Here is a 12,336-nt window from a genome sequence, read left to right on the forward strand (position 1 = left end):
CCGCGCATCTCACTCAACACCCCAATGGAAGCATTCTTCATCTCCACAGGCATTGTCGCGCTGGCAGAAATCGGCGACAAAACCCAGCTGCTCGCTTTCGTTCTTGCCGCAAAATTCCGCCGTCCCGTTCCGATCGTCGCCGCCATTTTCGTGGCCACCCTGGCCAACCACGCGTTTGCCGCCGCCATCGGCACCTGGATCACCAGCCTGCTGGGGCCCGACATACTGCGCTGGGTACTCGGCGCCTCGTTCATCGCAATGGCCGTGTGGACGCTGGTACCCGACAAGCTCGATGAGGAAGACACCAACTTCGCGCGCTACGGCGTATTCATGACCACCCTGATCGCCTTTTTCATGGCGGAGATGGGCGACAAGACGCAAGTGGCCACCGTGGCCCTGGCCGCGCGCTACGACAGCCTGCTGGCAGTGGTGGCCGGCACGACGCTGGGCATGATGCTGGCCAACGTGCCGGCCGTGTACCTGGGCGACCGCATCGCCCACCGGATTTCGCTCAAACTGGTGCACGGCATTGCCGCCGTGATCTTCGCCGTGCTCGGCGTCGCTACCCTGCTGGGCGTGGGCGCCGGGCTCTCCACCTGACTACGACGTAATCGCCGGCGCCTCCACCGACGCCGGCAATGCCGGCAGCAGCAACTGCACCTGGTGCGTGGCGCCGGTGTCGTCCAGCGCGATCACGTTGCCTTCGCGCGTGACGCCATCGACGGTGAGCGTGCCCGCCTGCCCCGGCAAAGCACGCGCCACGCGGATCACGTACGAACTGCTGGCGTGGCGGTAGGTGAGCGTGAACTCGTTCCACTCCGCCGGCATGCGCGGCGCCAGCGTCAGCTCGTGCGCGCCACGCGTTACGCCCAGCAGCGACTCCACGATCAGGCGGTACATCCAGCCCGACGAGCCGGTGTACCAGCTCCAGCCGCCGCGCCCCACGTGCGGCGCTACCGCATAGACGTCGGCCGTGACCACGTACGGCTCCACCTTGTAGATCGCCACGTTTTCCGCATCGGTGCCGTGCATGACCGGGTTGATCATGCGCGCCAGCTCCCAGGCGCGTTCGGTGTTGCCCAGGCGCGCAAAGGCCATCGCGGTCCAGATCGCGGCGTGGGTGTACTGGCCGCCGTTTTCGCGCACGCCCGGCACATAGCCACGGATGTAGCCCGGGTTGGGACCGGCCTTGTCGAACGGCGGGTCGAGCAGCTGGATGATGCCGGAATCCCTGCGCACCAGGCGCTGGTTGACCTGCTCCATCGCGCCGCGCACCCGCACCGGGTTGGCCACGCCGGACAGCACGCCCCAGCTCTGCGAAATCGAATCGATCTGGCATTCTTCGTTGGTGTGCGAGCCGAGCGGCGTACCGTCATCGAAATAGGCGCGGCGGTACCATTCGCCGTCCCAGGCGTTCTGCTCGACGTTGGCGGCCAGCTTGACGGACTGCTCGCGGCATTCCTGCGCGAACGCGTCGTCGTTCTTCATTTCCGCCACTTCGGCAAAGCGTTGCAGCACTTCGCACAGGAAGAAGGCCAGCCACACGCTCTCGCCCTTGCCATGTTCGCCCACCTTGTCCATGCCGTCGTTCCAGTCGCAGGAGCCGATCAGCGGCAGGCCATGTTCGCCGAAGCGCAGGCCGTGGCGGATGGCCCGTACGCAGTGCTCGTACATGGTGCCGCTCTGGTTCGAGCGGCCCGGCAGGTCGTAATAAGAATCCTCTTCCGCCTTGAGCAAACGCCCTTCCAGGAACGGCAGTTCCTCGTCGAGGATACTCAAATCACCGGTGCTCGACACATAGCGCCAGGCGCCCAGCGGCAGCCACAGGTAGTCGTCCGAGCATTTGGTGCGCACGCCCCGGTCAGAAGGCGGATGCCACCAGTGCTGCACATCGCCTTCGATAAACTGGTGCGCCGCGCACAGCATCAGCTGGTCGCGCAGCAGGTGCGGCCTGGTGTGGATGGTGGCCATCGCATCCTGCAGCTGGTCGCGGAAGCCAAACGCGCCACCGGACTGGTAGTAGCCGCTGCGCGCCCAGATGCGGCAGGCGATGGTCTGGTACATCAGCCAGCCGTTGGCGATGACGTCGAGCGCCGGTTCCGGTGTTTTGATGTGCACCGCGCCCAGCGTTTCGTTCCAGTGCGCGTGGACGGCGGCCAGCGCCTCCTGCGCGGCGCCGGTGCTGCGGTGCTTTTGCACCATGCCGCTGGCGTCGGCGTTGCGGCGGCCGGCCACACCGAGCACGAACACGATTTCGCGTTCCTGGCCGGGCAGCAGTTCGAGCGGCGCCTGGATGGCGGCGCAGGCGTCCAGCCCCGCCCCCACCTTGCCGGACAGGCGCGAGCGGCGCATGGCCACGGGCGCGGCCAGCGAACCGTTACGGCCGAGGAATTCCGCGCGGTCGGCGGTGACGGTGCGCGTGGTCGCATCGCAATTGAAGAACGCCACGCGGCCGGTAAAATCGGTGTTGTACTGGTTGCGGGCAAACAGCGCGCCGCTCACCGGATCGACCTCGGTCAGGATGTGCATGCCGGACTTGGAGCGCATATCGCCCATCACCCATTCCACGTAGCCGGTGACGGAGAGCTTGCGCGCCGCCGACGAATCGTTGCGCACCTTGATGACGGTGTACTTGATCGGCGCGTCGGTGGCGACGAACGTGGTCATCTCGGTGGCAATGCCCGACTCGGTATGTTCGAACACGCTGTAGCCGAAGCCGTGGCGCGTGGTGTAGTCGCCAGTGCCGCGCGCCGGCAGCGCCGACGGCGACCAGAACTCGCCGGTGGCCTCGTCGCGCAAGTAAAACGCTTCGCCGCTGGCGTCGCTCACCGGGTCGTTGTGCCACGGCGTGAGGCGGAATTCATGGGCGTTCTCGTGCCAGGTGTAGGCCTGGCCGCTTTCCGAAATCACGGTGCCGAAACTGGCGTTGGCCAGCACGTTGGACCACGGCGCCGGCGTACGCTGTTCTTCGCTGGTGGTGATCACGTATTCGCGGCCGTCTTCCGAGAAACCGCCGATACCGTTCTCCAGTTGCAGCACGCGCTTGCGGCGCGGCGGCGCGACGACATCGCTGGCGTCGGCGCCATCGCTGCGCGCGTCGATCGCCAGCGGCGGCATGCGCAGCACCGGCGGGCCGGGGCGCTTGATCTGCTCGGCCAGCGTGCCGCGAGTGTCGCTGATGATCACGCGCGCCACCGTTTGCAGCAGGATGCGGTCTTCGGTGGCGATCTGGTCGCCCATGCGTACAAAAATGCCGCCCGGGCGGTCGATGGCCTGGGCATCGATGCCCGAGGCGATCAGGCCCATGATCTGATCGTGCAGCAGCTGGCGGTAACCGGACTGGTCTTCGTGCCAGATCACCAGGTCCACCACCAGGCCCTTCAGGCGCCAGTAAGCGTGGGCCTGCACCATCTGGCGGGCCAGTTCGATGTTGGCCGAGTCCTTGATCTGCAACAGCACGATCGGCAGGTCGCCGGAAATCGCGTACGCCCACAGGCCGGACTGGCCGCGATGGTTTTTCACCAGCGTGGCGGCGTCGGCGCGCAGCGAGGCGTTCGGGTAGATCACCGAGCCGGCCAGGCGGCCGTACAGCTGGGCGTCGGTTTCGGTGGCGTTCAGCTGGCGCAGCACGACCTGGCTGTGGGTCCATGCCAGTTCGAACACGCGGTCGGCCAGGTGGCGGTCGTGGTACTTGTCGATCAGGTGCAGCGCGGCGTCGCGCTGGTCGGTCATGCCGGTGACCATGTCCACGGTCGCGGTCTGGTCGGGTTTTAACGTGATGGTGTAGCGGATCGCCACCACCGGATCGAGCACCGAGCCTTCGCCGCCGGACAGCGGCGCGTCGTCGAGCAGGGCCTGCGGCGCGGCGGCCGTGTTGCCCCGGCCGATGAAGCGCGAGCGGTCGGTTTCGTACGAGACGTTGCCCACGGCCGCATCGTGCACGGTCATGGTGTGCATCATGTACGGCATGGCTTCGTTGCCGCCGCGCGGACGGCGCGTGCACAGGATGGCATTCTCGGCGCGCAGGATCTCGGTCTGCACGAACAGTTTGCTGAACGCCGGGTGGGCGGCATCGGCCGCCGCCGGCGCCATCACCACTTCGGCAAAGCTGGTCACCTCGATGGTGCGCACGCGGTCGGTGGTGTTGGTGATGCGGGTGCGGCGCAGTTCGATGTCGTCCTCGGGCGAGACCACGATTTCCGTGTACAGGTCGATGCCGTTGTCGGAGCGGCGGAATTCGGCGCGGCCTTCCGAGAAGATCACTTCGTGGTGGCGTGGTTCTACCAGTGTCGGTTGATACGTGGTGGACCAGAAGTCGCCGTCCTCCATGTCGCGCACGTAGCAGAAGGCGCCCCAGTTGTCGCGGGTGCTGTCTTCGCGCCAGCGGGTCACCGACTGGTCTTTCCAGCGGCTGTAGCTGCCGCCCGCGTTGGTCACCATCACGTGATAGCGGCCATTGGACAACAGCTGGGTTTCCGGCACCGGGGTGCTGTGCGAGGTAAGCACGCGCAGCGGCATGCCGGAATCGGGCGCCGTGGTACGGATGGCCGCCGACTCCACCGACGTGGAGTGGAAGGCGCCTACCTGCGGGCTGCGTTCCTGCAGCACCAGCAACGTCGATTGCAGCAGCGGATCGGATTCGAAACGGCGCTGCATCGGACGGTCGTGCAGCAGGTAGCTCAGGGCCAGGAAGCCCATGCCCTGGTGGTGGACCATGAACGAGCGGACCACGGCGTGACTGACACCGCGCGGCAGGCGCGTTGGCGTGTAGTCGATCGCTTCGTAGAAGCCATAGCGGCCCATGAAGCCCAGGCCATCCATTTTTTGCAGGTTCAGGCACGACGCTTCAGGCTGGACCATCAGGCCCATCATGCTGGCGTACGGTGCGATCACCAGGTCGTCGCCGAGGCCGCGCTTCAAGCCCAGGCCCGGCACGCCGAAGGCGCGGTATTGGTAATTGAGGTTGGCGTCGGTGGTGTTGTAGCCTGACTCCGAAATCCCCCACGGCACGTTGTGCTGCTTGCCGTAGGCGATCTGGGCGTCGATCACCGAGTTGTAGGTCTGGTCGAGCAGCGTGCTCTCGTAAGTCGGCATGACCAGCAGCGGCATCAGGTACTCGAACATCGAGCCGCTCCAGGACAGCAGCACCGGCTTGCCGCCGACGATGCACAGCTGGCGGCCCAGCGCGAACCAGTGGTCCTGCGGCAGCTGGCCCTGGGCGATGGCGACGAAACTGGCCAGGCGTACTTCGGACGCCAGCAGGTCGTAATAGCTGGCATCGAGGCGGCGTTCGCTGACGTTGTAGCCGATCGCCAGCAGGTTGGTGGTGGCGTTGTACAGGAAGCCGTATTCCATCTGCGCGAACGCGGTGCTGCGCTGGGCCAGTTCGGCCAGCTGGCGCATGCGGTCGTGGGCGGCGGCGCCGCCCTGTTCGAGCAGCTGCGCCATCTGCTGGCGGCGTTCCAGTTCGGCCGGCGCCAGGTCGGAGACGGGAATGTCGGCGCCGGCATTGGCCAGTGCCGCCAGTTCACGCAGGGTGGGCACGCGCAGCAGGTTGGTGTCGAGCACCGTGTCGGCCGGCAGGTTGACCCATGGCGTGAACAAGGCCAGTTCGTCGAGCGCGGCGTGCGCTTGCCGGGCCAGGGAATCGGCCCACATGGCGACATCGGCCTGCGCCGCCACCAGCGGACGCAGGGCGTCGGCCGCCTGCGCCACGCGCGTGAGCCACGCATGCAGCTGCAGCAGGTGGGTAGCGTCGGGACGGTCGGACAGCACCGCGCGCAATGCCACCAGTTCGGGCGTATCGATGCCGGCCAGCGCGCCGTTACCGGTGCCGGCAGGTACCGCTGCCTCGGCGGCCGCAGTCGCAGCCGCAGCCGATGCTGCCGTGCCCACCGTGAAGGTGCCATCGATGGTGGTGATGGTTTCTTCCATCACGCGCAAGGTGGTCAGCAAGCCGTCCACGTATTGCGGCCCCACCACCGGCTGGTCGTACAGGGCGATCAGGCCCGGTTGCAGCGTGAGCAGGTGGCCTGCCAGGTTGCCGCTATCGACAGTGGAAATGTACACGGGGTGCAAAGGCTGCAGCGACTGCGTGTCGTACCAGTTGTAGAAGTGGCCCAGGTGGCGTTCCAGCTGGTCCATGGTGGTCAGGGTGGCGCCGGTACGGGCCACGACCTGGGCGCCGGTGATGTAGCCGAAATCGTGCGCGGTCAGATTGGCCAGCAGCGCCATGCCGATATTGGTGGGCGACGTGCGGTGCGCGATCACCTGGCTCGGATGCTCCTGCACGTTGTCGGGCGGCAGCCAGTTGTCGTCGGGACCGACGAAGCGGTCGAAATACGCCCAGGTGCGGCGCGCCAGCTTGTTGAGGAAGATGTGCTGATCGGCGCCCAGATCGGCGTTGCGGCGCTTGATCGGACGGCTGATCCAGTCGGCCACCGCGGGCGCGATCAGCCACGCCAGCAGGAACAGTGCGGCCGGAGCCAGGCTGGCCGGGCGCCAGCCCAGCAGCATGCCGCCCACGAACAGCGCGGTGACCGGCGCGGCCCACATGGTGACCCAGGTGCTGGTGGTGGAACGGGCCAGCGCCGACGCGCGCCATTGCAGCAGGTGGCGGCGCGAAACGTACATGCGGAACAGGCTGCGCACGATCGCGTCGAGATTGAAGTACGCTTCATACGGCAGGAACGCCAGCGTGAGCAAGGCATGCGAGAGCTGGATGCCCACGCTGCGGCCCGTATTGCGCAGGTGCTGGTCCCACAAGGTATCTTTCGGGCGGTGCAGCAGGTCGTGCAGCGCATTGACCAGCGGCGGCAGGAAGATCACGGTGAGCACGGCGCCGGTCCACAGCCACGGCGCGGGCAGCCAGCGCCAGGCGACGACCAGCGCGATCACCATCGCGGGCGCGACCAGCGAGCGGCGCAGGTTGTCGAACAGCTTCCAGCGCGACAGCAGCGACAGCGGATTTTTCTCGCGGCGGCGGCCCGGGCCAGGTACGCGCGGCAGCAGCCATCCGAGCAACTGCCAGTCGCCGCGGATCCAGCGATGGCGGCGGCCGACGTCGTCGCTGTAGCGGCTCGGGTATTCTTCGTACAGCTGGGCGTCGCTCATCAAGCCAGCGCGCACGTAGGCGCCTTCGAGCAAGTCGTGGCTCAGAACCTGGTTGTCGGGTAAACGGTGGCCCAGCACCTGCTCGAACACATCAACATCGTAAATCCCTTTACCCACGAACGAGCCTTCCAGGAACACGTCCTGGTACACGTCGGAGACGGTGCGGGTGTACGGGTCGATACCCGGTTCGCCGCCGCACAGTTTTTCGTACAGCGACGCGGTTTTGCTCGGCAGGCTGACAGCGACGCGCGGTTGCAGGATGCCATAGCCATCGACCACGCGGCCCAAAGCCTTGTCCACGCGCGGGCGGTTCAGCGGGTGCATCATGGTGGCGATGAAGTCGCGCGCGGCGTCGCGCGGCAACTGGGTGTCGGTATCGAGCGTGATGACGTACTTGATGCTTTCCAGGTCGGTGGTGTCGCCTACGGCCAGCGAGAACTTGTCGCGCGCGCCGCCGCGCAGGTAGCGGTTCATGTCCTGCAGCTTGCCGCGCTTGCGCTCATAGCCCATCCACACGCCTTCCTGCGGATTCCACAGGCGCGGGCGATGCAGCAGCAGGAACGGCGTGGCCGGGTCGCCATTCAGGTGCAGCGCGTACTTGCGATTGAGTTGTTCGACGCCCTCGCGCATGTGCTCCATCAGCGCAGCGTCGCCGGGCAGGGTTTCGGTGGGCGCGTCGGCAAAGTCGGTGAGCAGGCAGAAACGCAAATTCGGATCGCGATTGGACAGGAAGCGTACTTCCAGCTGTTCGCACAATTCTTCGATGTTCTCGCGGCTGTACACCAGCGTGGGCACCACGACCAGCGCGCGGGCGTCGGGCGGAATGCCGGCTTCAAAATCCATGCGCGGCAGCGGCTTGGGCTGGGTGACCTTGGTAGTGATCCAGTTGATCAGGTTGAGCGCCAGCTGGCTGCTGCCGATCAGCGCCAGCACGCCCATGGCAACGAGCAGCGCGCCGTGCACGCCGTGGAACGCCGAGCGCTCCAGCAGCAGCGCGGTGGCGATCACCGACAGCACCACGATGGCGCCCAGGTACGACGTCAGTGGCGAGGCGCTGCTGGTGCGTTGCAGGGACTCGATCCACGGGCGACGCATGCGCGTCTGCTTTTCCAGCGCGGCCTGGCCGCCGCCGATCAGGTAAAAGCCCACGTGGCTGTGGCGCAGGTCGTCGCTGCCGGCCTGGGATTGCGCCAGTTGCAGCGCTTGCGCAGCCACTTCCACCTCCGAGTAGTCGGAGCGCTTGGCGATATTTTCGATGACGTGGCGGTACTGGTCGCGGGTGGCGAATTCCATCTGGCCGTACACGCCGGCCGGGTCCTGGCGCAAGGTCTGTTCGACCATGCTCATGGTCTCGACGAACTCCTGCCAGTCCATGGTGCCCAGGTAGCGCAGGCTGCCGATGCTGTTGGCGATCGACACCTGGTCGGCGGCCTGCTGCTGGATCTCGGCCTGGATCTGCTGTTCGATGGTCTGGCCGGCATCGGCCAGGCGGCTGGTGATCCAGGTCAGCGCCATGGTCAGCGCCGGGCTTTGGCCCTGCAGGCGGCGCGACAGCTCCGCCACGAAGGCGCTGGTGATCGGCGGATTGGAGCGGGCCATGTCGGCCACTTTTAAAATCAATCCGCTCGGGTTCTTTTCCGCTTCCTCGCTCATCTGGTCGGCCCAGCTGTTGGCCAGGTCGCGTTCGGCGCGGTTGTCCGCCACGCGCGCGGCCACGCGGCGCAGGTTTTCGATCAGCGCCAGGCGCAGCATGATGGGAATGGCCCACAATTCGCCCAGCTTGAGTGGCGCGATTTCCTGGTACGCATCGACAAAGCGCGACAGCGATTCCGGATCGACGCGGCCATCGCCGTGCGAGATGATCTCGAGCGCCAGCTTGTACACGCGCGGACAGCCCTCGGGCGCGCCCTTGGCCAGGCGTGGCAGCTCCTTGCTGTAGTCCTTGGGCAGGTGGCGGCGCGCGATGCGGATCTGTTCTTCGATCAGGTACAGGTTATCGAGCAGCCATTCGGAGGCAGGCGTGATCTGGCGGCCATCCTTGATGGCGGCGGTCAGCTCGTCGCAGGTGGCGCTGATCACTTCCGCGTTGTCGCTGAGGCGCGCGAGCAGCTGGTCGCCGCCGCCGCGCAGGCTCAATTCGTGGTGGGAAGCGAGCGAGCGGCCGTGCGCGGCCATCTGCGCCGCGCTGAAAAGCTCCGCTCTCAAGGGCAGGTCTTCGTCTTCGTCGGAGACCATGGCCGCCGTATTGGATTCGCGAAAGCCGAGCGACATCTCGGGGAGCAGGGGATTGGACTTGTTCAACGTAAACCTCGCTTGGACGTGCGCGACAAAACCGCGTCCGGTAAGCTGGCGCGGTGATTAGTGGGAATGTGTGCCAAGCAATGATACGTCTCGTAACAATTTGCTACTGTGCGCTTACGAACATAAGCGCAAAGGGCCGCTCGAAGCGGCCCCTTTCAATCACTTTTGTGAGCGGTTCAGGCCGCTAGTGCCAGGCCGCCGGTGAGGCTGTAGCTGCTGGTGTGGCCGAGCCGGCGCAGGCATTGCGCAGCTTTCATGCTGCGGTTGCCGCTGCGACAGACGAAGACCAGCGGCGCATGGATGTCGCCGCGCAGCCACACGCTGGCGTGCTCGACCAGGCGACTCAGCGGCACGCTCTGCGCCGCATGCGCGCCCGCTGGCGCCGGCACCGTGGCGGCAAACTCGTACGGCTCGCGCACATCGACCACTACCGCGCCGGGATGGGCATGCAGGAATGCCTGCAGCGCGCTGCTGTCGAGTTGCAGGTCGGCAGCAGCCTGGTCGCCGCCATGGCCGGCACAAAGCTGGTTGCGGGCATCGCGGGTCGGGCACAGCAGGGTCTGCGCGGTGGTGATGACCGGCAAGGCCAGGTCGGCATGCGCGGTGAAGGCGAAGCGCACATCAGCAGCCATCATGCTGGCGCCGTCCTTGCTGCCCAATAAATAGGCGCGCGCGCCCTCCCCGGCCGACACCTGCGCCAGCACCTGGCTGCCGATGGCAACCGCGTTGACTTCGGCGCCATCGCCCAAGGTCAGGCGATGGGCCGTGATGGCCGGCCAGCCGAACGCGTCCGTCATCGCCTGGGTATCGTAGTGGGCGCCCAGCGACCGGGCCAATGGCGCGTGATCGGCGCCGGCGGTGGTGGCCACGATGGCCAGCACCCGGTAGTTATGGCCGCGCACGATGGCCGTGATGCGCGCGGTCAGCGTGGGCAGCGGATCGATCACGATGCAGCTGCGGCTGGCCGCGTCCAGCACCAGCCAGCCGCACTCTCCCTCCACGCCCAGTTGCAGCAAGCCGTCGTCGGGCTCGGCGCTGGGCTGGTCGGCGATCATGCCTGCGGCGCGCAGCGCGGCGCCGCAGTGGGCGATGCGCTGGCAGGCAGTGGCGATGGTGGCCTCATCAACCATGGCGCCAAACGACATGCGGATGGCGCCGGCGCTGCGCCACAATGGCAGGCCCATGGCGTCGAGTACATAGCTGGGCGCAGCCTTGCTGGCCGAGCAGGCGCTGCCGGCGCTCACGCGCACCCGCGCCGCATCGAACACGTCCATCAGCTCGCGGCTCGATACGCCCGGCACCGCGAAATTGATCGTGGTGGGCAGCGATTTGTCGAAAGCATTGTTGAACACCACGCCGGGCAGCGCCGCGCGCAGGGCGTCGGCCAGGCGCGCGCGATAGTCGTGCAACTGGTCGTGGGACGGAAACGTGTCGCCGCGTTCGAGTGCGGCCAGCACCACGCCCAGCGCGGCGATGCCGGCCATGTTCTCGGTGCCCGAACGCTGGCCGGTCTCCTGGCCGCCGCCCATGATCAGCGGCGTGAATGGCGCGCCAGCGCGCACGTACAACATGCCCACGCCTTTCGGCGCGTGCAGCTTGTGACCGGAAAACGGCGCGTAATCGATGCGGGTGGCAGCCAGGTTCAATTGCAGCTTGCCCAGCGCCTGCACGCAATCGACCATCCACAGCGCGCTGGTGCCGCTGGCGGCAATGGTGGCGGCAATGCCATCGAGATCGCTGACCACGCCGGTCTCGTTGTTGGCGGCCATGGTGCAGATCATGGCCGCGTCCGGCGCCAGCGCGCGCAGCGCGATCAGGTCGTGCAAGCCGTCGCCATCGACCGCCAAGGCAGTCAATTTCAGGTTGGTGCCCAGCAGGCGGTTCCAGTGCGCCAGCGCTTCCGGCACGGCCTTGTGCTCGGTGGCGCCGTACACCAGCAAGCTGCCGGTGGCCTCGCCCCGGGCCTGGCGCTCGCGCACCGCCACCAGCGCTGACAACACGGCGGTCTGGATGCCCTCGGTGGCGCCGCTGTTGAACATCAACCGCCCATCGCCCACGCCCAGCAGGCGCACCGCGCACTGGCGCGCCTGGTCGAGCACGACCTTGGCGCGCAAGCCGGTGCCGTGGGAGCTGCTGGGGTTGCCGTAACGCTGGCCCATGATGTCGGCAGCAGCCAGGGCGGCGGCAGGCAGGATGCAGGTGGTGGCATTGCCGTCGAGGTAGATTTCGTTATTCATTTTAAAGGGCAGGAAGGCGGTCGATATGAGCTAAACAGTTTAGCGAACTTTCTAGGAGAAAACATGCCAAAGCCGACTGCGTTATCTACCCATAAAAGCATGTTCATGCTTCTCATGGAATTTCGGTAGAATGAATTAACTTCCATTTATTAAAACAAGCCCATGCACTCACTCGACAAATACGATTGCGCCATCCTGGCCGCCCTGCAAATCGACGGCACCTTGTCGATCGCCGCGCTCAGCGAGAAGGTCGGGCTGTCGAGCACGCCGTGCTGGAAGCGGGTCAAGCGCCTTGAAGAAGAGGGCTATATCGAGAGCCGGGTCGCCATCGTCAACCGCCGCAAGGTGGGCTTGCCGGTGACCGTGTACGTCAGCGTGCGCACCGGCCAGCACGATGCCAAGTGGCTCGACCGCTTTGCCGCCGCCGTCATGGCCCTGCCCGAAGTGCAGGAATTCCATCGCATGAGCGGCGATGTCGATTACCTGCTCAAGGTCGTCACGACCGATATTGAAGGCTACGACGCGTTTTATAAACGGCTGATCAAGGTGGGACAGCTGACCGGGGTGTCGTCGGCCTTCTCGATGGAGCAGATCAAGTTCACCACCGCTTTGCCGCTCGACCTCGTACCCTACGCTTGAACAATGCACCATTCCGGTGCGAGAAATATCATGCCGTGAGATAATT

Annotated in this window: 4 protein-coding genes; 2 read left to right on the plus strand and 2 right to left on the minus strand. The window is 66.2% G+C overall.

Annotated features, from left to right (window positions below; all coding sequences use genetic code 11):
• Positions 1 to 24: 24 nt before the first annotated feature.
• Positions 25 to 600 (plus strand): TMEM165/GDT1 family protein, encoded by a 576-nt coding sequence (locus SR858_RS24610; protein ID WP_019923542.1) that lies wholly within the window; start codon positions 25 to 27, stop codon positions 598 to 600.
• Here SR858_RS24610 and SR858_RS24615 read toward each other — a convergent pair whose 3' ends face one another.
• Together SR858_RS24615 and SR858_RS24620 are read right to left on the minus strand one after the other, a co-directional pair.
• Positions 601 to 9,384, minus strand: a complete 8,784-nt coding sequence (locus SR858_RS24615; RefSeq protein WP_019923543.1) for a GH36-type glycosyl hydrolase domain-containing protein — start codon at positions 9,382 to 9,384, stop codon at positions 601 to 603. It lies immediately after the preceding gene.
• A gap of 206 nt (positions 9,385 to 9,590) precedes the next feature.
• Complete coding sequence (locus SR858_RS24620) at positions 9,591 to 11,651, minus strand: aminotransferase class V-fold PLP-dependent enzyme (protein WP_019923544.1); 2,061 nt, start codon at positions 11,649 to 11,651, stop codon at positions 9,591 to 9,593.
• Between the two features lie 162 nt (positions 11,652 to 11,813).
• Between SR858_RS24620 and SR858_RS24625 the strand changes: the two genes are divergently transcribed.
• Positions 11,814 to 12,290 (plus strand): Lrp/AsnC family transcriptional regulator, encoded by a 477-nt coding sequence (locus tag SR858_RS24625; protein WP_019923545.1) that lies wholly within the window; start codon positions 11,814 to 11,816, stop codon positions 12,288 to 12,290.
• Positions 12,291 to 12,336 lie beyond the last annotated feature (46 nt).

Source organism: Duganella zoogloeoides, assembly GCF_034479515.1.
GTDB lineage: Bacteria > Pseudomonadota > Gammaproteobacteria > Burkholderiales > Burkholderiaceae_D > Rugamonas > Rugamonas zoogloeoides.

What these genes read in the sequence shown, in the direction of transcription:
- SR858_RS24610 (WP_019923542.1), top strand. Translation starts at nt 25, where the DNA reads ATGGAAGCATTCTTCATCTCCACAGGCATTGTCGCGCTGGCAGAAATC.
- SR858_RS24615 (WP_019923543.1), bottom strand. Translation starts at nt 9,384, where the DNA reads ATGTCGCTCGGCTTTCGCGAATCCAATACGGCGGCCATGGTCTCCGAC.
- SR858_RS24620 (WP_019923544.1), bottom strand. Translation starts at nt 11,651, where the DNA reads ATGAATAACGAAATCTACCTCGACGGCAATGCCACCACCTGCATCCTG.
- SR858_RS24625 (WP_019923545.1), top strand. Translation starts at nt 11,814, where the DNA reads ATGCACTCACTCGACAAATACGATTGCGCCATCCTGGCCGCCCTGCAA.